The sequence below is a fragment of the Pseudonocardia sp. genome (assembly GCF_025465255.1).
In the GTDB taxonomy this organism is placed as follows: Bacteria; Actinomycetota; Actinomycetes; order Mycobacteriales; family Pseudonocardiaceae; genus Pseudonocardia.
Genome location: NZ_JAODNI010000220.1, coordinates 79,518 through 106,134 on the forward strand (window position 1 = coordinate 79,518; position 26,617 = coordinate 106,134).

The following is a 26,617-nucleotide window of genomic DNA, read 5'->3' on the forward strand; positions in this document are numbered from 1 at the left end:
CGTCTGGTACTGATGAGTCGTGTGCATCAACGGTTCGTCCGCCGAGAGCGACCTGCGGGCCGCCGTCGTGGAGCGGCTGGCGGGGTTCGAGCGGATCGCGGCGGACCGCCCGGACCTCAAGGCCGCCGCGGTCACGATCACGCTTGTCCCCACGGGCGAGGGGGACGGCCTCGCGGACGGCCTGGCCTTCCTGCTCACCCGTCGCGCCGCGACCCTGCGCGGGCACCGCGGTCAGTGGGCGCTCCCCGGCGGCCGCGCCGATCCCGGCGAGACGCTCGTCGACGCCGCCCGCCGCGAGCTGGGCGAGGAGCTCGGCCTGCACCTCGGGCCCGAGGCGGTGCTGGGCCTGCTGGACGACTACGTGAGCCGCTCGGGTTACGTGATCACGCCGGTGGTGCTGTGGGCCGGCCGGGTGGACGAGCTGACCCCGAACCCGGACGAGGTCGGCGAGCTGCACCGGCTCCCGCTACGGATGATCGACGTCGAGCCGCGCTTCATCACCATTCCGGAGTCCGACGCCCCGGTCATCCAGGTCCCGCTCTTCGAACGGTTCGTGCACGCCCCCACGGGCGCGGTGCTGCACCAGTTCCGGGAGGTCGTCCTGCACGGGCGGCCGACCCGCGTCGCGCACCTCGAGCAGCCGGTCTTCGCCTGGCGCTGAGCCGCCCGCCGGCCGGGCGCTCCGGGCGAGCGTGTCCGGCACCCGCAGGAACAGCACGAACAGCACGACGAGCAGCACGGCCCGTCCCCAGACGCCGAGCACCACGCCCTGCACGGTGAGCCCGCCGAGGATGCTCTGGTCCCCGCCGGTGTTGAGCAGCCACAGCCAGCGGAAGATCGAGACCCCCATGACCGCGTCCACCACGAGGTAGGCCGCGACCCAGCGCCACGGCACCGCCAGCAGCACGAAGAACGGCAGCAGCCAGAGCGTGTACTGCGGGGAGTGCACCTTGTGCAGCAGCAGGAACCCGCACAGCATCGCCGCGCTGACGCCGAGCCACGGGTAGACGCCCTCGCGCCGCCACCGCCGCCAGCCGGCCGCCGCCGCGACCGCGAACGACAGCAGCACGAGCGTGGGGGTCACCCGGTCCATCGCGGACTGGAACACCGCGTTGCCCGGCTCCGAGTAGGGCCGGAAGCCCCAATACCAGATGGAGTTGGTGCTCAGGTCCACCTTGCGGAGCTGTTGGAAGGTGATCGACGCGCGCCAGCCCTGGTAGCCGGCGAGCGCGAACGGCAGGTTGACCAGCACGACCGTGGCGATCGCGGCGCCGCAGACCTGCAGCGCGCCGCGTCTGTCCAGCTCGCCGGTGCCGTCCTGCCCCCGGGTCAGGACGTAGAGCGCGAGCGGCAGGACGAAGATCCCCGGGTAGAGCTTGAACGCGAACCCGAGGCCGAGCAGCACCGCCGCGACGACGCCGCGCCGGGCGAGCGGCCACCGCCGGGGCCGATGCATCACGGCCACCGCGGCGACCGCGCACGCGACGACCGGGAGGTCCCAGTTGTGGAAGGCGTAGAGCACCAGCGGTGGGCCGAGCGCCCAGAGCAGCGCCCGCCAGCGTGCCAGCTGCCCGAGCAGCCAGCCCGTGAGCAGTCCGAACGGGGCCATGACCAGCGCGGAGCCGAGGAGGAAGCCGCCGTCCGTGTCCGCGCCGAGCGCGCTCACCCAGATCAGCAGGCCGGTCAGCACCGGGTACTCGACGGTGCCGCCGCGCAGCTCGCCGCCCGGGGTGATGGAGCCGTCCACGTACGGGACGACATGGGTGTCGATGTCCCGGCCGAGCCACAGCGTCTGGATGTCCGAGTAGCAGACGTCCCGGTAGCCGCGGAGCGTGAAGTCCGGCTGGGAGCGGCCCGATCCGTCGAACTCCGGGCCCACGCAGCGGGCCTTGTTCGCGTAGCCGAGGACCAGGGTGATCCCGGTCAGCGCGACGAGCAGCGCGAGCGCGAGCCAGCCGAGCGGCCGGCGCCCGGCACCGGTCACCGACCGAGCCGCTCGCGGAGGAACGTGATGTCCGCGGTCTGGCCCTCGCCCGGTGTCTCCACCACGACCGGGGCCCCGGCCGAGGCGCACACGGCGGCGAGCACGTCCGGCTCGATGGTCCCGGAGTCGATGTTCGCGTGCCGGTCCCGGGCCGAGTCGAACTCGTCCCGGGAGTTGTTGAGGTGCACCAGGTCGATCCGGCCGGTGATCGCCTTGGCCCGGTCCACGACGTCGACCAGGTCCTCGCCCGCGGCGAACGCGTGGCAGGTGTCCAGGCAGAAGCCGACGCCGAACTCGCCGACCGCGTCCCACAGCCGGGCCAGCGCGGCGAACCGCCGCGCCATGGCGTTGTCCCCGCCCGCGGTGTTCTCGATGAACACCGGGACCGCGAAGCCGCCCTCGCCGTGCTGGCGCTCCACGAACTTGCGCCAGTTGTCCACGCCGACCGCCGGGTCCTCGTCCTTCGTCACGTGCCCGCCGTGCACGACGAGCCCGATCGCGCCGACCCGCTTCGCCTCCTCGGCGTGCTGCTGCACGATCTTGCGCGACGGGATGCGGATGCGGTTGTTCGGCGATGCGACGTTCACGACGTAGGGCGAGTGCACCACCACCGCGACGTCGGAGGCGACCAGCGCCTCGGCGTGCGGATGCGGCTGCGGCTTCTTCCAGCCCTGCGGGTCCGAGAGGAAGAACTGCACGATCTCCGCACCGCGCTCCTCCGCCGCGGCGAGCGGATCGTCGTCACGGACATGGGCGCCGATGAGCATGGGTCGAGAGTAGTGCGACCCCCCGACGGTTCCGCGCCCCCGGGCCGGTCCCCGAGCCCTGTTCACCGCGGCCGCCACCTCAACGCGCTCGTGGCAGCGTCCCCGTGACGCCTGCGCGGACCACGGTCCGGAGCCGCCTCTGCTCTGCGCACGTCCACGCATCGAGCGCGGGGCTCGGTGACCACCGGGCCGCGCCCGTCCGGGGGGCCCGCAGGGGCCGTGGCGCGGGTTCGATCACGGGCACCGGAGGGCCTTCCCGCCGATCACGGGTGACGGGCCGCGCGCTCGGCGCGGGTGGTGACCTCCTGGCCGTGATCGACGCTGCTCGACGACCGACGGGCCGTGATCGACGGCGATGTGCCGCCGTTCGGGTTCGTGCCCGCCCCCGTGGGCCTGCGAGGGGCGGAGGTTCGGTTCCGGGCGACGGATCCGGGGATGATCGCCGTCGTCGACCCCGCACCTGCCGTCGACGGCCGCTGCGGCGTCGGAGGCGACGCTCATGGCCGTGGCCCACCGGCCCGGCAATGAGTGGCTCGCCCGCGCGGGCGGTGCCGGGCAGGTGGATCGTCGCTGGTAACCTGGCATGCGCTGCCCTGAACGGCGCCCTCCCGGGCACCGCGAGCAGGGCCGCCCGCCGGTCACCGGCGTCGAGCGGCCCGTTTCTGTCGGGGTGGCGTGAGAACCTCCTGCCGCGGAAGTACCGCGGCCGTCCAGTCCACAGGAGGTGAGTGGTTCTCATGCGTCATTACGAAATCATGGTCATCCTCGACCCGAGCCTCGACGAGCGCACCGTGCAGCCGTCGCTCGAGACTTTCCTGAACGTCATCCGCACCGATGGCGGTTCGGTCGAGAAGGTCGAGGTCTGGGGCAAGCGCCGGCTCTCCTTCGAGATCAACAAGAACGCCGAGGGGATCTACGCGGTCCTCGAGGTCACCGCCGAGCCGGCCACCGTGTCCGAGCTCGACCGGCAGCTGGGTCTCAACGAGTCGGTGCTGCGCACCAAGGTGCTGCGCCGGGAGCCCAAGCGCACGCCCGCCCCCGCCGCGAGCTGAGGAGCCACACATGGCCGGCGAGACTGTCATCACCGTGGTCGGCAACCTCACCGCCGACCCGGAGCTGCGGTTCACCCCCTCGGGCGCTGCGGTCGCGAACTTCACCGTCGCGTCCACCCCGCGCACCTTCGACCGCCAGTCCGGCGAGTGGAAGGACGGCGAGGCGCTGTTCATGCGCTGCAACGTGTGGCGTCAGGCGGCCGAGAACGTGGCCGAGACGCTCACCCGCGGCGCGCGCGTGATGGTGCAGGGGCGGCTCAAGCAGCGGTCCTTCGAGACCCGCGAGGGTGAGAAGCGCACCGTCGTGGAGCTGGAGGTCGACGAGGTCGGTCCGTCGCTCAAGTACGCGACGGCCAAGGTCAACAAGGTCAGCCGCGGCGGAGGCAGCGGCGGCTTCGGTGGCGGTGGCGGCGGCTTCGACGGCGGCCAGGGTGGCGGCGGAGGCAACTCCGGCGGCTCCGGCGGAGGCAACTCCGGAGGCGGCGGCTACGACGACCCGTGGGGTTCCGCACCGCCCGCCGGTAGCGGTCCCGCGGCCGACGACGAGCCCCCCTTCTAACCCCAGACCCCTCCAGACACTCCCGCCCGGGTCCGCCCACGGCGGGGACCAGTAACCAGGAGCATCAGCAATGCCCAAGCCCGTCCTGCGCAAGCCCAAGAAGAAGGTCTGCGCATTCTGCAAGGACAAGGCCCAGGAGATCGACTACAAGGACACCGGACTGCTCCGGAAGTTCATCTCCGACCGCGGCAAGATCCGGGCCCGCCGCGTCACCGGCAACTGCCGCCAGCACCAGCGGGACGTCGCCGTCGCGGTCAAGAACAGCCGCGAGGTCGCCCTGCTGCCGTACACGTCCACCGCGCGCTGAGGAAGGAGATCCAGCCATGAAGCTCATCCTCACCGCTGACGTCCCCAACCTCGGGGCCCCCGGCGACGTCGTCGAGGTCAAGGACGGCTACGGCCGCAACTACCTGCTGCCGCGCAAGTTCGCGATCCCCGCCACCCGTGGCGCCGAGAAGCAGGTCGAGCAGATCCGCCGGGCCCAGAAGGCCCGCCAGATCCGCGACCTCGGGCATGCCCGGGAGGTCGCCGGCCAGCTCGGCAACCTGTCCGTCACCGTGAAGGCCAAGGCCGCGAACGACTCGGGCCGGCTCTTCGGCTCGGTCACCCCGGCCCAGGTCGTCGACGCCGTCAAGGCGGCCGGCGGCCCGGTGCTGGACCGGCACGCCGTCGAGGTGTCGTCGTCGATCAAGACGACCGGCACGCACCCCGTCACGGTTCGGCTGCACCCGGAGGTCACCGCCGAGCTGCAGGTGGCGGTCGTCGCCAGCTGAGCACGGTTCGGCAGCGCAGGCTGCCGGTCACGTTCCGTCATCAGGGCGGGATCCAGGTCCACAGGGCCCGGGTCCCGCCCTGAGTCGCGCGCGGAGCCGGTCCGACGGTCGTCCGGTGATCGACGACTCGGCGTGGTCGACTGTCCCGACGACACGCCCAGAAGTTACGGTGACGTCGTCGGGTGACCGTCCGAATGCGCCGGGTGGGCCTCGGTGCGACGAGCGGACACTCCCGGGGACCGCTCACCGAACGACACGCCGGGTAAAGTTGTCCACAGCCTCCCCCATGGCCTTCACCAGCGGAAACGCCCGTAGATCCGTAGTTGTCCCCACTCCGTCCACAACACCCTCCGGACAGCGACCTGCACCGGAGCCGATCGGTCCCCACGCCGTCCCCAGGTCCGTACACATGCTCGTTCGCGCCGCGGGCCGCGATCGGCCTAGCCTCGGGTCTCCCGGTCCGCCCGGGCGGCGTACCCGTGGCCGGCTTCCCCGCCTCGTCCGTCGGAACGGCGGTGGAGGTCACGGTTCCACCACTCGCGGATCGAACTCATGTTCGATAGACTGACGTTTGTTCGTCACGGGGGGTCACCCCTCCACGAGACGCGCCGCGCCCCGGCGACGCCCCGGAAGTGACGACGTGGAGGTGACACGGCGGATGGCGGTGACAGATGATCGCCCGGCCGGCCGGCCGCGTGCGGTCCGGGAAGGGGGCGCCCGCGACGACTCGCCGGCCCCGTTCGACCGCCAGCCTCCGCAGGACCTCACCGCGGAGCAGTCCGTCCTGGGCGGGATGCTGCTGAGCAAGGACGCGATCGCGGACGTCGTCGAGGTGCTGCGCCCGGACGACTTCTACCGTCCGGCGCATCAGACGGTCTACGACTGCATCCTGGACCTCTACGGCCGCGGCGAGCCCGCGGACGCGGTCACCGTCGCCGCGGAGCTGCAGCGCAAGGGCGACCTGATCCGCCTGGGCGGTGCGCCCTACCTGCACACGCTGATCGCCACGGTGCCGACGGCGGCCAACGCGGCCTACTACGCCGAGATCGTCGCGGAGAAGGCGATCCTGCGCCGGCTGGTGGACGCGGGCACCCGGATCGTGCAGCTGGGCTACCACGGTGCGGACGGCGGCCAGGTCGAGGAGGTCGTGGACCGCGCGCAGGCCGCGATCTACGAGGTCACCGAGCGGACCACGAGCGAGGACTACACCCCGCTCGAGGAGCTGCTGCAGCCCACGATGGACGAGATCGACGCGATCGCCTCCCGGGGCGGCGTGGCGCTGGGCGTCCCCACCGGTTTCGCGGACCTGGACGCGATCACCAACGGCCTGCACGCCGGGCAGATGGTCGTCGTCGCGGCCCGTCCGGGGCTCGGCAAAAGCACGCTCGGACTCGATTTCGCCCGGTCGTGCTCGGTGAAGCACGGCATGACCAGTGCGATCTTCTCGCTGGAGATGAGCAAGTCCGAGATCGTGATGCGGCTGCTCTCGGCGGAGGCGAAGATCCGGTTGGCGGACATGCGGGCGGGGAGGATGAGCGATGACGACTGGACCCGCATGGCCCGGCGGATGAGCGAGATCAGCGAGGCGCCGATCTTCATCGACGACTCGCCGAACCTGACGCTGATGGAGATCCGGGCCAAGGCGCGCCGGCTCAAGCAGCGTCACGACCTCAAGCTCGTGATCCTGGACTACCTGCAGCTGATGACGTCCGGGCGCAAGGTCGAGTCGCGGCAGCAGGAGGTCTCGGAGTTCTCCCGGCAGATCAAGCTGCTGGCCAAGGAGCTCGAGGTCCCGGTGGTGGCGATGAGCCAGCTCAACCGTGGTCCGGAGCAGCGCACGGACAAGCGGCCGATGCTGTCGGACCTGCGTGAGTCCGGCTCGATCGAGCAGGACGCGGACATGGTGATCCTGTTGCACCGCCCGGACGCCTTCGAGCGGGACGACCCCCGCGCGGGGGAGGCGGACCTGATCCTGGCCAAGCACCGAAACGGGCCCCAAGGCACGATCACCGTGGCCCACCAGCTGCACTACAGCCGGTTCACCGACCTCGCCCACGGCTGATCGCTCACATCGGCGGGCGCTGGGTTGTGGGGCCCGTGGGCCGGCGTGGTTACCTTCCATGGTGCCCGCCTCACGTTCGGCGTCCCCCGCCGCGGACCTCGCCATGGTCGTCGTCTTCGCCGCGTTCATCGCGGTGCTCGGCATCTTCCCGGGCGTCTACGTCGGCGGGTCCGGGGTGCCGATCGTCCTGCAGAACATGGGGCCGCTGATCGCCGGGGCGATGATCGGGGCCCGTCGCGGCGCGCTGTCCGTGGTCCTGCTGCTGGCGCTCACCGCGATCGGCCTGCCACTGCTCTCCGGCGGCCGGGGCGGGCTCGCGCCGTTCGTCGGCCCGAGCGCCGGTTTCCTGGTCGGGTGGATCCTGTCCGCGCTGGTCACCGGCCTGATCGCGGAGCGCCTGATGCGGAAGGGGAGCACCGGGCGGCTCCTGCCGATCCTGCTGCTCGCCGCGTTCGCCGGCCTGGTCGCGGACTACGTCCTCGGCATCGGCTTCCTCGCCGTCTACCTCGGCGACGTCCGGGCCGCGCTCGTCGGATCCCTGGTCTTCGTCCCCGGTGACGTGGTGAAGGTCGTGCTCACCGCCCTGGTGGCCGCCGTCGTGCACCGCGCCCTGCCGGGAAGGTTCGCGGCGCCGCCGGCCCCGTCACGATGATCCTCGGCCAGGTGCCCGGCGGGCTCGCCGCCCGCGCGCACGGCGCGGCGCGCGAGCTCGCCGCCCGCGGCGTCACGCAGGGGTCCCGCGTCGCCGTCGACGGCGGGGACGTCCTGGCGTGGCTGCTCGGCGCGGACCTGCTCGGCGCCGCCACCCTCGTCGTCGAGCCGCGGTGGACGCCCCGGGAACGCGCCGCGATCCTGGACGACGCCCGCCCGGAGGTCGTCGTGGGCGGTGATCCGGAGCCCGGCCTCCCCCTGCCGTCGTCCGGGGACGAGCGCACCGCGTTCTACCTGCCCACGACCTCCGGCAGCAGCGGCCGGCCCAAGGTGCTGGTGCGCTCGCGGGCGTCCTGGCTGCGCAGCTTCGAGGCGCTGGGCCCGTTGCCCGGCCCGGTGCTGGTCCCGGGCCCGCTGAGCTCGTCGCTGTTCACCTTCGGGGCCCTGCACGCGTTGTGGTGCGGCGCCGAGCTGCGCGTCCGGGACCACCTGCGGGCCTTCGACGCGCGGGAGGCCGCGGCGGTCCATCTCGTGCCCGCGATGCTCGTGGACCTCCTCGGCGAGCTCGAGCGGGAGCCCGGCCCGTGCGCGCTGCGCACGGTGGTGTGCGGCGGCGCCCACGTCGGCGACGCGCTGCGGGCGCGGTTCGCCCGGACGCTCCCGGACGCTCGGCTGGTCGAGTACTACGGCTCGGCGGAGCACTCCCTCATCGCGATCCGCCGGGACGCCGGCCTCCGGCCCGTCCCCGGCGTGGAACTGGACGTCCGCGACGGCGTGCTCCGGCTGCGCTCGCCCCTCGCGTTCGACGGGTACCTGCGCGGCGGCGAGCTCGAGCCCGCACCGGAGTGGTCGAGCGTCGGTGACCGGGTCGAGCTCCGCCCCGACGGCACGCTCGTCGTGCACGGCCGGGACTCGGCGACGATCTCCAGCGGGGGCCGGCTCGTGTCCGCGGAGGAGGTCGAGGCCGTGCTCCGCGCCGTCCCCGGCATCGAGGACGTCCTGGTCACCGGCACCCCGCACGCGCGGCTGGGTGCGCTCGTCACCGCCGTCGTCGAGGCGGACACCGCACCGGCCCTGGCGGAGCTGCGGGCCGCGGCCCGCGCCGCGCTGGAACCCGGCAAGCGGCCGAGGCGCTGGCTGCGCACGAAGGCGCTGCCCCGCACCGCCTCCGGCAAGCCCGCCCGCGCGCTCGTCGCGGAGCAGCTCGCGGACGGCACGCTCGCCGCGGAGCCCCTTCGATGAACGACCGGACCCCGGTCGTCGTCGCGGCCCGGCGCACCCCGATCGGCAGCGCCGGTGGGGCGCTGAGGAACCTGTCCGTCGACGCGCTGGCCGCGCCTGTCCTCCGCGCCCTGCTCGACGACGCGGGCCTCGAGACCGTCGACGACGTGCTGCTGGGCAACGTATTCGGCCCCGGCGGCAACCCCGCCCGGGTCGCCGCCCTGCGCGCCGGTCTCGGGTCCGGCGTGCCGGGCGTGACCGTGGACCGACAGTGCGCCAGCGGCCTCGCCGCGGTCACCCTGGCGGCCACCATGATTCGAGCCGGTGAGGGCGAGGCCTACCTCGCGGGTGGCGTGGAGAGCGCCTCCACCGCCCCGCACCGCGCCTGGCGCACGGACCCGCCCGTCCCCTACACCCGCGCCCCCTTCGCGCCCCCGGAGATCGGCGACCCGGAGATGGGCGCGGCCGCGGACCGTGTCGCCGCCGAAGCGGGGATCTCCCGGGACCGGCAGGACCGGTTCGCCGCGCGCAGCCACGCCCGGGCCCTCGCCGCGCAGTACGCCGGGCGGTTCACCGGCGAGCTCGTCCCGGTCGCCGGGGTGGCGGCCGACGAGCGCCCGCGCGCCTTCACCGTCGAGCGGCTCGCCCGCTTCCGGCCCGCCTTCACCGCGGACGGCACCGCGACCGCCGCGAACTCCTGCGGCGTGAACGACGGCGCCGCCGCGGTGCTCGTCGTCAGCGAGCGGGTCCGGCGGGAACGCGGCCTGCCCGGGCTGCGGCTCGTCGCGTCCGCCACCTCCGCCGTCGACCCGAACCTGCTCGGCCTCGGCGCGGTCCCGGCGATGACCCGCGTGCTGGACCGGACGCCCGACGTGGTCGAGTTCAACGAGGCCTTCGCCGGCCAGGTCCTGGCGTGTCTCGACGCCGCGGGGATAGACGAGGAGACCGTGAGCCCGGACGGGGGTGCGATCGCCCTCGGCCATCCCTGGGGCGCGTCGGGCGCGGTGCTGGTCGTCCGGCTGTTCGCTCGGCTGGTCGGCCAGGGCGGAGGCGGGAGCGGGCTCGCCGCGCTGTCCGCCGGGGGCGGCGTCGGGGTGGCCGCGCTGTGGGAGGTCGTGTGATCGAGTTCGACGGCGTCGGGCACGCCTACGGCGAACGGACGGTGCTCGAGCAGGTGGATCTGTCCCTGACCGAGCAGCGTGTCGCGTTCGTCGGGCTCAACGGCTCGGGCAAGTCCACACTCGCCCGGATGATCAACGGCCTGGTGCGCCCGACGCGCGGGCGGGTCCTCGTCGACGGCCTCGACCCGGCCGAGAAGGGTGCCGCGGTCCGGCGCAGGGTCGGGTTCGTCTTCACCAACCCGGACAGCCAGATCGTGATGCCGACGGCCGGCGAGGACGTGGCGTTCTCCTTGCGGCGCAGCGGGCTGAGCCGGCCCGAGCGGGCCCGGCGGGCGGCCGAGGTGCTCGCCGAACACGGCCTCGACGGCTACGCGGACCATCCGGCGCACCAGCTCTCCGGCGGCCAGAAGCAGCTGCTGGCGCTGTGCGGGATGCTCGTGCTGGACCCGGACGTGCTGGTCTGCGACGAGCCGACGACACTGCTCGACCTGCGCAACAAGCGCCGGTTCGTCGAGCTGCTCGGCCGGCTGCGCCAGCAGGTCGTGCTCGTGACGCACGACCTGGACCTGCTCGGCGGCTTCGAGCGTGTCGTCGTGATCCACGGCGGCCGGGTGGTCGCCGACGACGAGCCGGGCCCCGCCGTCGCGTACTACCGCGAGCTGGCCCGGTGACTCCCCTCGGCCTGTACGTCCCCGGGGCCAGCTCCCTGCACCGGCTGCCCGCGGGCGCGAAGTTCCTCGGGATGCTCGTGCTCGTCACCGTCTCGGTCGTGCTGGGATCGCCGATCGCGTTGGGCGTGATCTGTGCCGTGGTCGCGCTGGGCTACCCGCTCGCGCGGATCCCGTGGGACCGCGTGTGGCCACTGCTCCGCTCGGTGCTCCTGCTCGCCGTCGTGATCCTCGCGCTGCAGACCTGGCTGCTCGACGTCCGGTCCGCCGGGGTCACCGTCCTGCGGCTCGTCGCGGCGCTGGGAGCCGCGAGCCTCTTCACGCTGACGACCAGGATCGACGACGTCGTGGGCGCCGTCGAGCGGGCGCTGGACCCGCTGTGCTCGCCGAGGATGCTGGGGCGGTTCGGCGTGCGACCGGACCGGGTCGGTTTGCTCGTCGGCCTCACCCTCCAGGCCGTGGCCACGTTGTCCGGCATCGCCGCGTCCGTCCGCGAGGCGGCCCGGGCCCGGGGGGTGGAGCGCTCGGTCGTCGCGTTCGCGGTGCCGTTCCTCGTCCGCACGCTCAAGCACGCCGACGAGCTCGGCGAGGCGCTCGCCGCACGTGGCGTCGCCGACGAGTGATGGACACGGCGGGCGATCTTGGAGAAGCTCGGCGCGATGAACGACGACCAGTCCGTGGCGGACCTGGCCGCGGAGATCGGGCGAGCCCTCGCCACCGGCCGTGAGGTCGACCTCCGCGCGCGGCGCTCCCGGCGGCCGTCCCGCCACGGCTGCGCCCCGACGGCACGGCCCGGCCGTCGCTGGACGCGCGGGCGGCGTCGGTGGGCAAGGACATGCTCTGCACCGGCGGTTTCACCGCGGCGGGCGGCGTGCGGATCCGGCGGATGGAGGCGCGGAAGTCCGTCCAGTTCGTCGACGCGACGCTGGGAACGCCCGGAAAGCCGGACGCCGTCTACGCGCTCAACGCCTACGGACCGGAGACCCCGGAGCTGGTCCTGCGGCCCGCCGGCGCCCCGGCCGGCCGGGTGCGGCTGGCCCGGGCCCAGGTGGGGACGTTCGCGGACGCGGAGTCGCTGTGGGCGGCGGCCGGGGGTGTCGACCTGGACGACTTCGCCTACCGGACGCTGCACGACCCACGCGGGATCGACGTCCGGGCGCGGCTACGGATGCTCGAGCACGCGCTGCCGGACTTCGTGCCCGGTCCGTACGAGCAGCTGGCCGCGGCCTACCGGCAGGGCGGGGACGAGGAGCTCTCGGAGAAGGTCCTGCTCGCGCGGCAGCGGCGGCGCTACGCCGAGGCCGGGCCGGCGGGCCGGGTCTGGGGCGCGCTGCAGCACGGGACGGTGGGGTTCGGCTACCGCCCCTGGACGGCTTCTGGCGCCTCGAAGGCGCGTCACAGTGGATCTCCAGCGGGCTCGTCGCGGCGGGCCGGATCCTCGCAACGACCGCGGCGGCGGGCGCGGCCCGGATCCTCGAGCGCGTCTGGGCGGGCTCAGGGGCTGGGGAACGGGCGCGCCGGAAGGGGTGCGACGAGGGCGAGCGCGAGGGCCGCGACCGCCATCAGGATGCCCGAGACCACCACCGGCACCGCCGCGGTGACCCCGCCGACCAGCAGCAGGAGCAGGCCCCCGGCCAGCAGCACCATGGGGATCACCCCGGCGCCGCGGACGGACCTGGTGCCGGTGCCGGTGCGGCCACCGAGGCGGGAGAAGCGCGCGGCCAGGGCGGGATCGGTGGCCTGCAGGTCACGCTCGATCAGGGCCAGCTGGCTGCGTTCGCGGTCGTTGAGCATGTGGATCTCGGACCCCCGGGTGACGGGACGGGTGAGGAGGGGCCGAGCCGGCCCCGACGTCACCCTCGCTCGCCGCTGATCGGGGAGTGCCGCCTTGCGACGATCCTATGTGACCGAATCGTGACCTTGACTGCGGGCCTCGCCACAGCCGACCGGACGTAGGAGGTTGCGCCGTTCAATCCGCGGCCTGCTCGGCGATGAGTCGAGAGGTCTCCTCCGGCAGCTCCATCGTCGCCAGGTGTGCCGCCTCGACGACCTCGAGGTGGGCCCCGGGGATGCCGGACGCGATGGTCCGGGCGTGCGGCTCGACCGGGGTCGACAGGTCCGCCGAACCGGCGATGACCAGCGTCGGCGCCGTGATGGCGGGCAGCCGGTCCACGTGGTCCCAGGCCTCGATGGCCTGGCAGCAGGCGCGGTAGCCCTCGTCGGAGGAGTCCGCGACCCAGCCCTCGGCGCGCTTCACGACGTCCGGGTGCGTAGCCGCGAACTCCGGGGTGAACCAGCGGGTGACGATGCCGGGGGCCAGGGGCGCGGTGCCCTGTTCGGCGACGGCGGCGATGCGGTCCTTCCAGGCCGTCAGGTCCGGAAAGCGCGCGGAGGTGCAGCACAGGACGAGCCGGCTGATCCGCTCCGGGTGCTCGGACGCCAGGTGCATCCCGACCATGCCGCCCATGGACAGCCCGCACCAGGCGACGCGGTCCAGGCCCAGCTCGTCGAGGGTCGCGAGGACGTCACCGGCGAGGTCGGCGATCCGGTAGGGGCCCTCGGGGGCGGACGAGCGGCCGTGGCCGCGGTGGTCCAGCCGGACGACGCGGAACCGGGAGGTCAGCGCGGGGAGGTTGGGCTCCCACATCTCCAGGGTGCTGCCGAGGGAGCCGGACAGGACGAGGACCGGGGCGTCCTCCGGGCCGTCGATCTCGTGGTGCAGGACAACGGTGCTCATGACCCCGACCCTGTCATGACCGAGCGGAGCGCCGCGAGTTCGTGCGGCGTCGGCGCGTCGGTCACCACGAGGTCCTCGGACACCTCGAGCGGCCAGCCCGTCTCCGCCCGCACCTGCTCGACGCGCACCCCGGGGTGCACCGCCGTCAGCCGCAGTTCGGCGCTGTCCGGGTCCGGTTCGAGCACGCCGAGATCGGTGATCACCTGCCGCGGGCCGCCGCCGCGCAGCCCGAGCATCGCCCGGTCCAGCGGCCCGGCGCCGAACCCGACCGAGGTGACGAAGTCCACCCGCTCCACGAACGCCGGCAGCCGGTGTCGCATCACCACGACGACCTCACGGCAGGACGCTGCGATCTCCGGCGCGGATCCGGAGCCGGGGAGCCGGAGGTCCGGTTCGGCGTAGTCGCCGAGCACGGTGGTGTTCAGGTTGCCGAAGACGTCGATCTGCGCGGCCGACAGCAGGCCGACGTCGACCCGGCCGGACTGGATCCAGTAGCCGAAGAGCTCGGGCAGGCTCACGGCCCCGAGCTCGCCGAGCCGGCCGTCGTCGTGGACGAGCAGCAGGTCCGGGGCGTGCAGCCGGCGGGCCAGCTCCGCGGCGCGGGCCGGCAGCCCGGCGCCGGCGAAGCAGGCCTGGCCGGCCCGCACCGTCCGGGCGGCGGCGACGGCCAGCATCTCGTCCGACGTCCAGGAGCCGGCGTCCGTCGTCGGCCGGTCGAGCGTGGTCATACCGTGTCCGTCCCCTCGACGCGGATCCCCTCGAGCCAGAGGCCGAACCGCGTGCGGTCCCGGGAGATCTCGTCCCACGCGCGGTAGGCCTCGTCGTCCCGGTCGTAGAAGCCGTCCGCCGCCGACGGCGCCGCGCCGCCGGGGGCGTGCGCCACCGCGGTGACCGCGAACGAGGGCAGCACCGTCGCGTCGGGCACCGGGCTCAGCTCGTCGACGATCTCCTCGACCGTCACCAGCGAGCGCCGCGCGGCGAGCACGGCCTCCCTCTGCATCCCGCCGGCCCCCCGGAACTGCACGTTCCCGGACTTGTCCGCCCGCTGCGCGTGCACGATCGCGACGTCCGGGTTCAGCGCCGACACCGCGTCGAGCTCCTCGCCGGTGAAGGGACAGCGCACGGTCGCGACGGACGCCGTGTACTGCGGCAGGTCCGTCCCGGCGTAGCCGCGCAGCATCCCGAAAGGGAGCCCGGAGGCGCCGGCGACGTAGCGGGCGGTCATCCCCGCGTGGCTGTGCTCCTCGATCTCCAGCGGCGCCGGCCAGGCGTTGACCAGCGCGTCCTGCAGCCGGTGCAGCGACCCGGTGACGCCGAGGACCGGGTTGGCGGCCCACGAGAAGACGAGCTTGCGGGCGCACCCGGCGCCGACGAGCTGGTCGTAGACGAGGTCCGGCGACATCCGGACGAGCGTGAGGTCCCTGGGGCGCAGGCGGATCACCTCGTGCGCCGCGGCGAACGGGATGAGTGCGGAGTTCCCCTCGAGGGCCACTTCGTCCCCGTCCCGGACGAGGTCGGCGACGGCGTCCGACAGGGGCACGATCGTGGCCACTCCGGAACGCTAACCCCGCCGGTGCGGCCCGGCAATCGCACGGACGGGCCCACGTCCCCCCGTCAGGACACGCCCAGCCGGGCGCGGAGGGCCTGCCACGACGGCGCCGCGGCGTCCTTCGCGCTCATCACGCCGACCGGCAGCGGCCACTCGATCCCGAGGTCCGGGTCGTCGAACCGCACGGCGACGTCCTCGCCCGGGTCGTGCTCGCGGTCCATCCGGTAGCAGGCGTCCGCGACATCGCTGAGCGCCTGGAAGCCGTGCAGGCAGCCCGCCGGGATGTAGATCGACGTCATGTTCTCGTCGTCGAGCTGGAAACTCGCGACCCGGCCGAACGTCGGCGAGCCGGGCCGGGCGTCGACCACGACGTCGAACAGCGCGCCGTGCGCGCAGCGGACCAACTTGGACTCGCCGAGGCCGACCCGGCCGTGCAGCCCGCGGATCACGCCCTTCGCGGAGCGGGACTGCGAGTCCTGGATGAATGCGGTCCCGTCGACGCCGGCCTCCTTCGCCACCGCGACGTCGAACGTCCGGCTGAAGAAGCCGCGCTCGTCGGGGTGCGGCTGTGGGACGAACAGGAGGACCCCGTCGATCTCCGTGGTGTGGACCTGCACCCGCGAACCCCTTCCGTCGTGTCTGCCGCGACACTAGAGCCGGATATCGTGGCACCGCGGAAGGGGCGGGATGCGAGGACTGGGCGAGCTCGAGGCCGCGGTGATGGACGTGCTGTGGCAGCACGCCGAACCGCTGCGGGTGCGTGAGGTGCTGGCCGAGCTCGCCCCGCGGCGCACGCTGGCCTACACGACGGTCATGACCGTGCTGGACAACCTGCACCGCAAGGGCTGGGTGACCCGCGAGCTCGACGGCCGGGCGTTCCTCTACCGGCCGGTCGCGAGCCGCGAGTTGGTCACGGCCCGCGCGCTGCGGGACCTGCTGGACGCCAGCGAGGACGTCGACGCGGTGCTGCTGCACTTCGCCCGGTCGGTGTCCGAGCACGAGTCCGCCGTGCTGCGGGACGCGCTGGGTCCGGAGGACCGCTCGTGACGGTCGGTGTGATGCTCCTGCTCGGCACCGCCCTCGTCTCCGTCGTCGCCCCGCACACCCTGCGGACGCTCGCGCGCCGCGCCGTGGACCCGGTGGTCGTGCTGGCCGGCTGGGCGCTCGCCGCCGTCGGCGTGCTGGGTACCGGGGCGGCGGGACTGGTGTTCCTGGTCGTGCCGGGGCTGGCGTCACAGACCCCGCTCGACGAGCTGGTCCACGGCCCGTGGTGGCACGCGGTCTCCGGGGCGCCCACGCACGTCGCCTACCGGGTCGTCGGCTGGCTCGCGCTGGGCGTGCTGCTCGCGGGGCTGCTGCGGCTGGCCCGGGTGACGGTGCGCGACGGCCGGGCCCGCCGGATCCGCGTCCGCACCAAGCTCGACGTCGTCCGCCTGCTCGGGACCCCGGACCCCGCCGCGGGACCCGGCGCCCCGCTGCTGTGGCTGAGCTCGCCGAGCCCGGTGGCGTTCAGCCTGGGCGGGCGGCCCGGCGCCATCGTGCTCACGGACGGGCTGCGCGAGCGGCTCCCGGGTGCCGGGGTCGACGCGGTCGTGGCGCACGAGCGGGCGCACGTCCGCGGACGGCACCACCTGCTCGTCGCCGTCGTGGAGGGGCTGGCCCGCGCGCTGCCGTTCGTCCCGCTGTTCACGGCGGCCCCGGCCGCGGTACGCGAGCAGGTGGAGCTCGTCGCGGACATCAGCGCCGTCCGGGCCTGTGGTCCGGACGCGATGCGGGCGGCCCTGCTCGCGGTGACCGGCGCCGGCGCCCCGGCGGAGGCGCTCGCGATGGCGCGCGACGCCGTCGATCTGCGGTTGCGGTACCTCGCGGTGGCCGCCGAGCCGCCGTCGGCCGCATCCCGGCTCACCGGGTGCGGGCTGCTGGGTACGGCGTTCGCCAGCATCCCGCTGCTCGCCGCGAGCGGGCTGCTGATCGTGCTGTCCGTGCTCACGACGGCAGCCGCTCTAATCCACTGATCAACCGTTCCGCTACACCCGTCCGGGTTGGATGTGCCGCGTTGCACAGTCTTGCCCGTCACGATCGGCAGCAGGACGAGTACCGCCGGTGCCACGCTCGTCCGATGAGCAGCGCACTCGACAGCGAACGCCTCTCGGGGCACCGCACCGTCGACACCCCGGCCGCCGCGGCCGGAACGTTCCAGATCGGTGACGGCCCGACCGTCAACCGCCTCGGCTACGGCGCCATGCGGATCACCGGGGAGGGCGTCTGGGGGCCTCCCGCGGACCGTGCCGCGGCCGTCGCCGTGCTCCGCCGGGCCGTCGAGCTCGGTGTGAACCTGATCGACACCGCGGACTCCTACGGACCCGGCACGTCCGAGGTCCTCGTCCGCGAGGCTCTGCACCCCTACGCCGGGGTCACCGTCGCGACCAAGGCCGGCCTCGTGCGGCCGGGCCCCGGGAAGTGGGTCCCGTGCGGCCGCCCGGAGTACCTGCGCCAGCAGTGCGAGCTGAGCCTGCGTCGCCTCGGCGTCGAGCGCATCGACCTCTTCCAGCTGCACCGGGTGGACCCGCTCGTCCCGGCCGCGGACCAGTTCGGCGTGCTCGCGGAGCTCAAGGCCGAGGGCAAGATCGGTGAGGCCGGGCTGTCCGAGGTCTCGGTCGAGGTGATCGAGCAGGCCCGCGGGATCGTCGAGATCGCGACCGTGCAGAACCGCTACAACATCGAGACCCGGTCCAGCGACGACGTCCTGCGCTACTGCACGACCAACGGCATCGGCTTCATGCCGTGGGCGCCGGTCGGCGCGGGCTCGCTCTCCGCACACGAGGTCGCCACCGAGATCGGCTTCGCGCACGGGGTCAGCCCGTCCGAGGTCGTGCTGGCGTGGTTGCTGCAGCGCTCGTCGGTCATGCTGCCGATCCCGGGCACGACGAGCCTGGCCCACCTCGAGGACAACTGCCGGGCCGCGACGCTCACCCTGTCCCTGGACGAGGTCGACCAGCTCGACGGCGCGGCCGCGTCCTGAGCTACGCCGCGGTCCGGTCCCGCCCCGGACGGGGCGCCGACCGCTCCGCGGTGCGGGCGATGTTGCGCACCATGCCGCCGAACACGATCCCGTGGAACGGCGCCACCGCCCACCAGTAGAGGTGCCCGGCGAGGCCGTGCGGGAGGAACACCGCCCGCTGGTGGTAGACCGAGCCGGTGCCGGGGCCGGGCCGCACGCCCATCTCCAGCCAGGCCTGCCCGGGGACCTTCATCTCGGCGCGCAGCCGGAGCAGCGCGCCCGTGCCCGGTTCCCCGCACACCCGGTTCCGGAGCTCCTCGACGCGCCACCAGTCCAGCGCGTCCCCGGTGTGCAGCTCGTCGGGGTCGCGCCGGCCCCGGCTGAGCCCGACGCCGCCCGCGAGCCGGTCCATCCAGCCGCGCACGGACCAGGCCAGCGGGAACGAGTACCAGCCCCGCTCCCCGCCGATGCCCCGCACGACCCGCCACAGCTCGTCCGGCGTCGCGGTGCTCGGCTGCTCCCGTTCGTCGAGGTAGACGCTGCCGCCGGACCAGTCCGGGTCGCTGGGCAGCGGATCCGACGGGGTGTCCCCGATCGACGCGCCCGACCAGCGGGTCTCCACGTCCCCGCCGCCGATCCTCTGCAGGGCCAGCTCGACGGCCCGGTCGTACCCGATCCGGCCCTCCGGCGGGTCCGGCACGAGCGCCAGGACGTCGTCCTCGCGGCAGACGACCTCGTGCACCAGCGAGTCGATCAGCGGCGCGGCGATGCCCTTGGGCACCGGCGTGACGACGTTGACCCAGTGGGCGGAGAGCCGCGGCGTCAGGACCGGGACCGGGATGATCCGCCGCCGGGGCAGCCCGGCGACCGCCGCGTAGCGCTGCATCATGTCCAGGTAGGTGAGGACGTCCGGCCCGCCGATGTCGAAGGTGCGGTTCACCTCCGGCGGGAGCTGCGCGGCGGCGACGAGGTAGCGCAGCACGTCCCGCACCGCGATCGGCTGGATGCGGTTGCGCACCCAGCGCGGCGTGAGCATCACCGGCAGCCGCTCGGTGAGGTAGCGCAGCATCTCGAAGCTCGCCGAACCGGAGCCGAGGATCACCGCGGCCTGGAGCACCGCCGTCGGCACGCCGCTGCGCAGCAGGATCTCGCCGACCTCGGTGCGGGACGCCAGGTGCTCGGAGAGAGCGCCCTCCGGGTGCAGGCCGCCCAGGTAGACGATCCGCCGCACGCCCGCCTCGCGGGCCGCCTGGGCGAGGAGCAGGGCGGCCCTGCGGTCGTTGGCGGCGAAGTCCGAGTCCGACAGGGAGTGCACCAGGAAGTACACGACGTCGACGTCCGCGCACGCCGCCCGCACCCCGTCCGGGTCGAGCAGGTCGCCCTGGACGATCTCGGCCTTCGCGGCCCAGGGGACGTCGCGGAGCTTGCCGGGGTCACGGACGAGGCAGCGGACCGTCGTCCCGTTCTCGAGCAGGCGGGGCGCCAGCCGGCCGCCGATGTACCCGGTCGCTCCGGTGACGAGGTGTCGCATGGCGCGATCCTCCCGGGTCAGGTGCGGATCGGCACCTCGACGTCAGCCGTCCGCCTGCCGCTCGGCCTGCTCGGCCCTCTCGTCGGCCTCGTCCGCCCGCTCCGCGGCCGCGGCCTCCCGCTCGCCCTTCAGGGGCCGACCGGTGATCCTGCCCCAGAGCCGGAGCGCCCACGACGGGCCGTGCGGGACACCGGCGTTGTGGACGTCCCCCTCGTGCGGGTCGACGGCGTTCACCGTGGCCGGATCGGCCTCCGCGGGCGCGTTCATCGAGCGGACCGCGGCGGACAGGATCGCCAGCAGCGGCACCGCCAGCAGCGCACCCGGGATGCCCGCCACGACCACGCCGGCCGCCACCGACAGCACCACGGCGAGCGGGTGCAGCTTGACGGCCCGCCCGAGCAGCAGCGGCTGCAGCACGTGCCCCTCCAGCTGCTGCACCGCGATGACGACGGCCAGCACGATCACCGCGGGGATCAGCCCGTTCGCGACCAGCGCGATCAGCACCGCCACCACACCCGTCACCACGGCGCCGACGGTCGGGATGAACGCGCCGAGGAATACCAGGGCCGCGAGCGGGACGACCAGCGGCACGCCGACGGCCCACAGCCCGATACCGATGCCGATCGCGTCGACGAACGCGACCAGGACGGTCGCGCGGGTGTACCCGACGAGCGTCGCGAACGCCCGCCGGCCGGCCACGTCGACCCGCTCCCGGCGGGTCCGGGGCGCGACGCGCAGCAGGAACTTCCAGATCCGCGGGCCGTCGTAGAGGAAGAAGATCAGCGAGAACAGGGCGAGGGCGATCCCGGCGCCGACCTCGGTGACGGTCGTCGCGGTCGTCAGGGCGCCGGAGGTCAGGGCGTCCCGGTTGGCGGTCAGGGAGTCGCCGATCTGGGCCGGCAGGTTGTTCAGCTGCTCGGTCGAGAGGTTGAACGGCGGCCCCGCCAGGAACTGCTGGATCGCGGTGAAGCTGGAGGCCAGCTGGCTCTGCAACGCCGGCAGGCCGCTGATGAACGTGTTGACGACGAACGACAGCAGCCCCGCGATCAGCGCCAACCCGCCGACGACCACCAGCGCGGTCGCCGGCCCGCGGGGCACGCGGCGGGTCGTGAGCCAGTGCACGACGGGCGCCAGCAGGCCGGAGAGCAGGACCGCGATCGCCACGGGGATCACGACGATCCGCAGCTGGACGATCAGGAACAGCAACAGGGCCAGCGCGGCGGCGATGATCAGCAGCCGGGCGCAGACCTCGGACGTCACGCGCAGCGGCGTCGGGATCGGGTTGCTCCGCCGCTCGAAGTTCCCGGCCGTGCGCGGGGTGAGCGGGACCGCTTGAGCCGGGATCCGCGGTGGCGTGGCGTCGCCGGTGTGGCGGGCGTTCGCCGTGTCGTCGCTCATGGTCGGAACATAGCCCGGTCGCCGGGTTGTGGCCGGTTCTCCCGCATCCTCGAGCCACGACAGAGGCGTTGCTCCGCTTCGGTGACCTCCCGCGCGAGACATGGCTGAACCGGAGTAGTTGTCATGGCAAATCGTCACGCAGCGTCGAATTACACCCGTGTAGTTGACCACCACTCGACGTCATACTGCTCCATCGGGGAAGAAGGCGGTGACGGAGCGGAGAAACCGCTGTCCGGGCTGCCTCCGTGCTCCCGGGCGAGGTGTCCCGGAGGGCACGTGGTGGGTGTTCGACTGCTTCCGGGACAAGTGTTCCCGACGGCGGGCCGCGAGCCGGGGATTCCGTCCTCGCTCGATCGTGAAAGACCGGTCCGACCAGCAGATCCGGCGTTCCCGACGGCGTGTCGGGGGACGGTCACGGATGCGTCTCCGTCAGGAGACGAAAGCGCGTCGGGCAGGGAGATCCGGGCCATTCCGGCCGCGGCTCCCCGATCGGGTGGAGGAGGCCGACGGCGCAGGTCACAGGCGTGCTCCGGGTGCCGCCGAGGTCGCGGAAACGTTGCACGGACATCGTCGCCGTCGCTTTGAGTGCTCTCCGCTACTCACCCGGAGGGCGGCAGGGGCAAAAACCACCCGAACGATTGGACGTCGACGAAATCGCGGTAATGGCCGCACCCCGACCGTTTCCCCGAGCAGGTGACCCCGTTGTGGGTGTGAGTGCGCCGAATCGCCGGCGGTCGACGGGACCGTGAGAACCCATTCGGCCCCGGCGCGCACGCCAGAGCTGACGACGGAGGTGCGACGGGTGTCCGGAACGGAACGAGGTTTCAACGGGTCGGTCGAGCGACGATCGGCGGTGCGTGTCCGCGGCGTCGAGGACACCGGTCCCTTCCCGGGGCGGCACGCCAGCCGCACCGAGATCGCGGCGGAGACGCCGATCTTCCACGCACTGACGGCGAGCGGCTGGCGCAGCCGCCAGCACGAGCAGCCGGCGCCGCCGCGCCGGTCCCGGGAGTCCCTGTCGGCGTTCCGCCAGGACCCGCTGACGGCGCCGGTCCCGGTGCAGGCGTACTCGATCCTGGCGCCGCCGGCCGACGCGCTGCCCGTGGCCGACCCCCGCCGTGTGGCCCAGCCTCTCCTGGTGGCCCAGCCTCTTCCGGTCGCCCAGCCTCTTCCGACGGCCCAGCCCTTGCCGATGGCCCAGCCCCGGGCGGCCGTGCACGAGCCGCGGCGCCCCTCGGTGTCCGGGCCCGCGATCGCCGCGCTGGCCTCGGGTGCCCACGCGCTGCGCGACGAACCGCAGGACGGTGGACGCCACCACCGCCTGCCCGTCGCTGCCGGTTCCGGGTACTCCCGGCACTGGTGACCGACCCGCGGCGGCTTCGGGCCGCGGCCGACGATGCCCCGCTGGGGAGCGGGGCATCGTCGTACGGGAGGGCCGGTGGATCATCCGCCGGCCCTCCCGCACGTCCGCACACCCCTCTTCCTGGCGACGCGGCGCCCCCGCATGGCCCTCTCGCCTAGGCTCGTCGGGATGTGGGTCAACTGGTCGGGCGGGCAGCAGGCGAACCCCCGGCGTACGGACCGTCCGCTCGACGAGGCGGGTGTCGTGGCCGCCGTGCAGCGGGCGGCGGAGCGGGGGACCCGGGTCCGGCCCGTCGGGGCGGGACTGTCCGGGAGTCCCCTCGTCGTCACCGACGACGTCCACCTGGACTGTTCCGCGCTCACCGGCGTCGTGAGCCTCGACGGCGACCGGGTCCGCGTCCGCGCCGGGACGTCGCTGGCCGCGCTGCTGGGCCATCTCGCCGGCCGCGGCCGCACCCTCACCGTGATCCCGGACGTGCTCGCGGCGAGCGTCGGCGGGGCGGTCGGCACCGGGACCCACGGCGGCTCGGTCGCCACCGGTTCACTGTCCGCGCAGGTCACGGGCGTTCGGTTGGTCGACGGGCTCGGTGCGCTCCGCGCCCTGGACGCCGAGAGCCCCGAGCTCGACGCGGTCCGCACCGGGCTGGGCGCGCTGGGCGTCCTGACCGAGGTGGAGCTGCGCACCGTCCCGCTGGCCGAGCTGGCCGTGCGGGAGGAGCTCCGTCCGCTCGACGCCGCCCTCGCCGACGGCACCCTCGACGCCCACGCCTGGGCCGCGCTGGAGGTGCACGTGCCCTCGGGGGAGGCCGTGGTGCGCCGGGGGGACCCCGTCGGCGCGGACGACCGGGCCGCCGCCGAGGAGCTGGCGGCGCCGGCGAATCCGGTGCTGGCGGCCGCCAGCGGGTCCGCGGAGGCGCTGGGCCGGGTGGTGTCCTGGCTCGCGCCCGCGCCGTGGCCGGGTTCGCGCCCCGCGTGGAAGCCGTCGAGCAGGTGGGACGGCGGCCTGGCGATCGGCGATCCGCACGTCGTCCTCCCGGACCCTCGGCCCTGGCGCGGGGAGATCACCGAGTGGGCGATCCCGCGGGACGCGCTGCGCGCGGCGCTGCGCGAGCTCGGCGCGGCGACGTCCGCGCGCGGGCTCGAGCTGCGCCGGCCCGTCGACGTGCGGGTGGGACCCGCGGAGACCGCTTGGCTGCATCCCGCGCAGGGCCGGGCGACGGCCTGGATCGCCGTCCGCAGCCCCCGGGGGACCGACCACCAACCGTTGTTCGGGCTGGTCGCGGCGGTCCTTGAGGACCTGGAGGGCCGCCCGCACTGGGCGGGCCGCCACGACTGGACGGTCGCCGAGCTGGAGCGGACGTACCCGCGGCTGCCGGACTTCCTGGACGTCCGGAACAGCCTGGATCCGGGCCGCCGCTTCACCAACGACCACCTGGACACCCTCCTCGGCCCCTGATTCAGCCGAGCCACACCCGCGAGTCGGTCCGCAAGACCGGGCGAGTCGGGGTGTGGGACCGGGCGAGCCGCGGCTGTCCGCCCCGGCTCGCCGGGTTTCACGTCGCGACTCGCGGGGCTTCACAGCGCGACTCGCGCGGCGTCAGGTACCGACTCGCGGGGGGCTCCGGCCCGGCTCGCGGGGGCGGCTCGCGGGCGGCGGCCCGCCGGTGGTCAGAGGGCGGTGCGGAGGCGGGTGGACACGGCGCGGAAGTTCTCGCGAGTCTTCGCGCGGTCCACGCGCGTGGGCTCGGTGTCCGCCAGCACCTGCTCCCCCGCGACCCACACGTCCTTCACGAGCCTCGACCCGCCCGCCCAGACGAGGTTCGAGACGAGCTGGGCGTCGTCGTCGGGGGCGACGAAGACGGAGTCGTCGAGGTCGACGTGCACGAGGTCCGCCCAGCGGCCCGGCTCCAGCGCGCCGATGTCGTCCCGGCCGATCGCCTCGGCGCCGTCCCGGGTGGCCATCAGCAGCAGGTCCGCGGCCGTCAACGCCGCGGCGTCGTCCGCGTCGATCCGGGCGAGCATGCCGGCGAGCCGGGCCTGCAGCCAGAGGTCCTGGTCGTCGCCGGACGCGGGGCCGTCGGTGCCCAGCCCGACCCGGATGCCGGCCCGGCGCAGGTCCAGGACCCGCGCGACCCCGGCCGCCAGCTTCGCGTTGGAGCCCGGGCAGTGCGCGACCGCCACCCCGGCGTCCGCGAAGAGCGCGATGTCGGCGTCCGAGAGCTGCACGGAGTGCGCGGCGAGCACGCGGCCGCCCAGCGCCCCGATGTCCCGGAGCTCGGCTGGCACCGAACCGTACGCGGCCCGCTGCGCGACGTCCTCCTGCTTCGACTCGGCGACGTGCACGTGCATCAGCGCCCCGCGCGCCCGCGCGGCCTCGGCGATCGTCGTCAGGGCGTCGGGCGACAGCGTGTAGGCGGAGTGCGGCCCGTACCCCAGCTCGACGCGCTCGCCGGGCCCGAACCGCAGCCCGCCGGCGTCGATCCGGGCGGACACGTCGTCCCGCATCTCCTGCCATGTGCCGAGGCGGTCCCAGCCGGGCGCGGCGATGATCCCGGGGGTCAGCAGCACCCGGGAGCCCGCGGTGAGCACGGCGTCGATCACCGCGTCCGGGAAGAAGTACATCTCGACGCTCGTGGTGCAGCCGCTGCGCAGGTGCTCGACGCAGCCCGCGAGCATCCCGGCGCGGACGTCATCGTCACCGAGCATGCCCTCGGCCGGCCACATGACGTCCTGCAGCCAGGACATCAGCGGCAGGTCCCCGCCCATCCCGCGGAGCACGGACATCGGCGTGTGGCAGTGCGTGTTGACGAGCCCGGGCATGAGCAGCCCGGGCAGCTCGTGCACCGGAGCCGACGGCGCCGCAGGTGCCTCCACGCGGGGGCCGACCCACGCGATCCGGCCCGCGTCGTCGACGTCCACCACGGCGTCCCGGACGACCGGGAAGCCCCTCCCACAGGTCAGGGCGACCGGGGCGGTGAGCCGCAGGGACATCAGCGGCGGGATTCCAGCAGCGAGCGCAGCGAGCGGAACGGCGGCAGCCAGGCACCTGCGTCCGGCAGGGACTCCAGCGTCATGCGCGGCAACGGCTCGCGGAAAACGCCGTCGATGTCCTCGAGGTCGAGGAACGAGATCGTCTCCGAGCCGAGCGCGAAGTTCGCGTACTCGCGGAACCCGATCACCGTGACGTCGACGTGCTCGGAGATCAGCTTCTCGAGCGGGTCCAGGAACGCGCGCCCGTCCCCGGACGCCACGACGACGTGCCGCAGCGACCCCTCGTTCCGACGCAGCTCGATGTGGCCGAGCATGTCGTCGTCGATGTCGCTGTCGTCGGTGACCTTCGGCTTGGCGAAGACCGCGAAACCGACGTTCCGCAGCGCCTCCACCCACGGCCGGACGACCTCGGTGCTGCCCGGCACGACGTTGGTGAACACACAGGCCTCGGCGACGGCGTCGGGACCGGCGAGGTCCAGCAGCCAGCGGCCGACGGCGTCGAACCGCGGCCGGAACGCGGACGTCGGGCGCGCCCCGAGCAGCGAGCCGAGGCTCATGTCCATGTTGGGGGCGTCCCACACGAGCAGCACGCGCGGTTGGGGTCCGGTGGCGGTCACGTCCGGTCCTCCGGGGCACTGCGGCGGGTCATTCCGCGACCTTATACGGCCCCGGGGTCGGCCCGGGACCACGTCGGGCGAGCCGCCCGGCGGCACGTCAGGATGATCGGTGTGGGAACGCAGTCGGGCGAGACGCCGCAGCAGGTGGCCGAACGGGTCGGGGCCGCCATGGCGCACCACGACGCGGCGGCGAGGGGAGCCGGCATCCGGCTCGTGGAGATCGGGCCCGGCCGGGCGCGCTCGGCCATGACCGTCGAGGACCGGCACGTCAACGGGCACGGGATCGGCCACGGCGGCTACATCTTCATGCTCGCGGACTGCGCCTTCGCCTACGCCTGCAACAGCCACGGCGTCTCGACGGTCGCGCAGGGCGGCGACATCACGTTCCTGCGGCCCGCGAAGCTCGGTGACGAACTGGAGGCCGAGGCCGTCGAGCGCGCGCTCGGCCGCTCCGGGATCTACGACGTGACCGTCCGGACCGGGGCGGGTGAGGTCGTCGCGGAGTTCCGTGGCCGGTCCCGCCAGGTGCCCGGCCTGCCGGGACCCACCCTGCCCTGAATCGACGACACGACC

The 26,617-nt window shown here is 74.0% G+C and carries 27 protein-coding genes and 1 pseudogene; 17 read left to right on the forward strand and 11 right to left on the reverse strand.

Annotation, left to right across the window (positions count from 1 at the left end; genetic code table 11):
* The first annotated feature begins 67 nt into the window (after window positions 1–67).
* Complete coding sequence (locus JWP64_RS27655) at window positions 68–661, forward strand: CoA pyrophosphatase (RefSeq protein ID WP_297502911.1); 594 nt, start codon at window positions 68–70, stop codon at window positions 659–661.
* Window positions 662–826: 165 nt separating this feature from the next.
* On the opposite strand, the pseudogene JWP64_RS27660 reads toward JWP64_RS27655, so the two are convergent.
* Together JWP64_RS27660 and JWP64_RS27665 are read right to left on the reverse strand one after the other, a co-directional pair.
* A pseudogene (locus JWP64_RS27660) lies at window positions 827–2,074 on the reverse strand (glycosyltransferase 87 family protein); the annotation flags it as partial.
* Window positions 1,981–2,751 carry a deoxyribonuclease IV gene (locus tag JWP64_RS27665; protein ID WP_297502873.1) on the reverse strand — a complete coding sequence of 257 codons (771 nt, stop codon included), beginning with the start codon at window positions 2,749–2,751 and terminating at the stop codon, window positions 1,981–1,983. The gene JWP64_RS27665 and the pseudogene JWP64_RS27660, both read right to left, overlap by 94 nt.
* 737 nt (window positions 2,752–3,488) lie before the next feature.
* Here JWP64_RS27665 and rpsF point away from each other — a divergent pair.
* The 10 genes from rpsF to JWP64_RS27715 all read left to right on the forward strand — a co-directional run bounded on the left by rpsF (window position 3,489) and on the right by JWP64_RS27715 (window position 11,481).
* Window positions 3,489–3,803 carry a 30S ribosomal protein S6 gene (gene rpsF, locus JWP64_RS27670; protein WP_297502874.1) on the forward strand — a complete coding sequence of 105 codons (315 nt, stop codon included), beginning with the start codon at window positions 3,489–3,491 and terminating at the stop codon, window positions 3,801–3,803.
* A gap of 10 nt (window positions 3,804–3,813) precedes the next feature.
* Window positions 3,814–4,362, forward strand: coding sequence for a single-stranded DNA-binding protein (locus JWP64_RS27675; protein WP_297502875.1), 549 nt, complete (start codon window positions 3,814–3,816; stop codon window positions 4,360–4,362).
* 70 nt (window positions 4,363–4,432) lie between these two features.
* Complete coding sequence (gene rpsR, locus JWP64_RS27680) at window positions 4,433–4,669, forward strand: 30S ribosomal protein S18 (RefSeq protein WP_037042067.1); 237 nt, start codon at window positions 4,433–4,435, stop codon at window positions 4,667–4,669.
* Between the two features lie 16 nt (window positions 4,670–4,685).
* Window positions 4,686–5,135, forward strand: coding sequence for a 50S ribosomal protein L9 (gene rplI / locus JWP64_RS27685; RefSeq protein WP_297502876.1), 450 nt, complete (start codon window positions 4,686–4,688; stop codon window positions 5,133–5,135).
* A 658-nt stretch (window positions 5,136–5,793) separates the two neighbouring features.
* Window positions 5,794–7,197 (forward strand): replicative DNA helicase, encoded by a 1,404-nt coding sequence (gene dnaB, locus JWP64_RS27690; protein WP_297502877.1) that lies wholly within the window; start codon window positions 5,794–5,796, stop codon window positions 7,195–7,197.
* A 58-nt stretch (window positions 7,198–7,255) separates the two neighbouring features.
* Window positions 7,256–7,849: a biotin transporter BioY gene (locus JWP64_RS27695; protein WP_297502878.1), complete on the forward strand. Its 594-nt coding sequence runs from the start codon at window positions 7,256–7,258 to the stop codon at window positions 7,847–7,849.
* On the forward strand, window positions 7,846–9,090 hold the full coding sequence (locus JWP64_RS27700) for an AMP-binding protein (RefSeq protein ID WP_297502879.1): 1,245 nt from the start codon (window positions 7,846–7,848) through the stop codon (window positions 9,088–9,090). Before JWP64_RS27695 ends, JWP64_RS27700 begins: the two co-directional genes overlap by 4 nt.
* A complete protein-coding gene (locus JWP64_RS27705) occupies window positions 9,087–10,190 on the forward strand; it encodes a thiolase family protein (RefSeq protein ID WP_297502880.1) in 1,104 nt (367 codons plus the stop codon). The genes JWP64_RS27700 and JWP64_RS27705 overlap by 4 nt, the downstream gene beginning before the upstream one ends.
* A complete protein-coding gene (locus JWP64_RS27710; protein WP_297502881.1) occupies window positions 10,187–10,861 on the forward strand; it encodes an ABC transporter ATP-binding protein in 675 nt (224 codons plus the stop codon). Before JWP64_RS27705 ends, JWP64_RS27710 begins: the two co-directional genes overlap by 4 nt.
* Entirely contained in the window at window positions 10,858–11,481 is a 624-nt protein-coding gene (locus tag JWP64_RS27715; RefSeq protein WP_297502882.1) for an energy-coupling factor transporter transmembrane protein EcfT, read from the forward strand. The genes JWP64_RS27710 and JWP64_RS27715 overlap by 4 nt, the downstream gene beginning before the upstream one ends.
* An 871-nt stretch (window positions 11,482–12,352) precedes the next feature.
* On the opposite strand, the gene JWP64_RS31715 is transcribed toward JWP64_RS27715, so the two are convergent.
* The 5 genes from JWP64_RS31715 to rfbC all read right to left on the reverse strand — a co-directional run bounded on the left by JWP64_RS31715 (window position 12,353) and on the right by rfbC (window position 15,761).
* Window positions 12,353–12,652, reverse strand: coding sequence for a DUF3040 domain-containing protein (locus JWP64_RS31715; protein ID WP_366890705.1), 300 nt, complete (start codon window positions 12,650–12,652; stop codon window positions 12,353–12,355).
* A 175-nt stretch (window positions 12,653–12,827) separates the two neighbouring features.
* Window positions 12,828–13,595, reverse strand: a complete 768-nt coding sequence (gene pcaD / locus JWP64_RS27725; RefSeq protein WP_297502884.1) for a 3-oxoadipate enol-lactonase — start codon at window positions 13,593–13,595, stop codon at window positions 12,828–12,830.
* On the reverse strand, window positions 13,592–14,323 hold the full coding sequence (locus JWP64_RS27730) for a CoA-transferase (RefSeq protein ID WP_297502885.1): 732 nt from the start codon (window positions 14,321–14,323) through the stop codon (window positions 13,592–13,594). Before JWP64_RS27730 ends, pcaD begins: the two co-directional genes overlap by 4 nt.
* Window positions 14,320–15,147, reverse strand: a complete 828-nt coding sequence (locus tag JWP64_RS27735) for a CoA-transferase (protein ID WP_297502886.1) — start codon at window positions 15,145–15,147, stop codon at window positions 14,320–14,322. The genes JWP64_RS27730 and JWP64_RS27735 overlap by 4 nt, the downstream gene beginning before the upstream one ends.
* A 62-nt stretch (window positions 15,148–15,209) precedes the next feature.
* Entirely contained in the window at window positions 15,210–15,761 is a 552-nt protein-coding gene (gene rfbC, locus JWP64_RS27740; RefSeq protein WP_297502887.1) for a dTDP-4-dehydrorhamnose 3,5-epimerase, read from the reverse strand.
* Window positions 15,762–15,831: 70 nt separating this feature from the next.
* On the opposite strand from rfbC, the gene JWP64_RS27745 reads away from it, so the two are divergent.
* From JWP64_RS27745 to JWP64_RS27755, 3 genes are all read left to right on the forward strand, one after another.
* Window positions 15,832–16,191 (forward strand): BlaI/MecI/CopY family transcriptional regulator, encoded by a 360-nt coding sequence (locus JWP64_RS27745; RefSeq protein ID WP_297502888.1) that lies wholly within the window; start codon window positions 15,832–15,834, stop codon window positions 16,189–16,191.
* Entirely contained in the window at window positions 16,188–17,159 is a 972-nt protein-coding gene (locus JWP64_RS27750) for a M56 family metallopeptidase (RefSeq protein WP_297502889.1), read from the forward strand. The genes JWP64_RS27745 and JWP64_RS27750 overlap by 4 nt, the downstream gene beginning before the upstream one ends.
* A 104-nt stretch (window positions 17,160–17,263) precedes the next feature.
* Window positions 17,264–18,166, forward strand: a complete 903-nt coding sequence (locus tag JWP64_RS27755) for an aldo/keto reductase (protein ID WP_297502890.1) — start codon at window positions 17,264–17,266, stop codon at window positions 18,164–18,166.
* Window position 18,167: 1 nt separating this feature from the next.
* On the opposite strand, the gene JWP64_RS27760 is transcribed toward JWP64_RS27755, so the two are convergent.
* Both JWP64_RS27760 and JWP64_RS27765 read right to left on the reverse strand, forming a co-directional pair.
* On the reverse strand, window positions 18,168–19,676 hold the full coding sequence (locus JWP64_RS27760) for an SDR family oxidoreductase (protein ID WP_297502891.1): 1,509 nt from the start codon (window positions 19,674–19,676) through the stop codon (window positions 18,168–18,170).
* 42 nt (window positions 19,677–19,718) lie between these two features.
* Entirely contained in the window at window positions 19,719–21,074 is a 1,356-nt protein-coding gene (locus JWP64_RS27765) for an AI-2E family transporter (RefSeq protein WP_297502892.1), read from the reverse strand.
* Window positions 21,075–21,927: 853 nt separating this feature from the next.
* On the opposite strand from JWP64_RS27765, the gene JWP64_RS27770 reads away from it, so the two are divergent.
* A complete protein-coding gene (locus JWP64_RS27770; protein WP_297502893.1) occupies window positions 21,928–22,437 on the forward strand; it encodes a hypothetical protein in 510 nt (169 codons plus the stop codon).
* A 168-nt stretch (window positions 22,438–22,605) separates the two neighbouring features.
* Window positions 22,606–23,892, forward strand: coding sequence for a D-arabinono-1,4-lactone oxidase (locus tag JWP64_RS27775; protein WP_297502894.1), 1,287 nt, complete (start codon window positions 22,606–22,608; stop codon window positions 23,890–23,892).
* 212 nt (window positions 23,893–24,104) lie between these two features.
* On the opposite strand, the gene JWP64_RS27780 is transcribed toward JWP64_RS27775, so the two are convergent.
* A complete protein-coding gene (locus JWP64_RS27780; RefSeq protein ID WP_297502895.1) occupies window positions 24,105–25,427 on the reverse strand; it encodes an amidohydrolase family protein in 1,323 nt (440 codons plus the stop codon).
* Window positions 25,427–26,044 (reverse strand): NYN domain-containing protein, encoded by a 618-nt coding sequence (locus tag JWP64_RS27785; RefSeq protein ID WP_297502896.1) that lies wholly within the window; start codon window positions 26,042–26,044, stop codon window positions 25,427–25,429. The genes JWP64_RS27780 and JWP64_RS27785 overlap by 1 nt, the downstream gene beginning before the upstream one ends.
* Window positions 26,045–26,212: 168 nt before the next feature.
* On the opposite strand from JWP64_RS27785, the gene paaI reads away from it, so the two are divergent.
* Complete coding sequence (gene paaI / locus JWP64_RS27790; RefSeq protein ID WP_297502912.1) at window positions 26,213–26,602, forward strand: hydroxyphenylacetyl-CoA thioesterase PaaI; 390 nt, start codon at window positions 26,213–26,215, stop codon at window positions 26,600–26,602.
* Window positions 26,603–26,617: the final 15 nt, after the last annotated feature.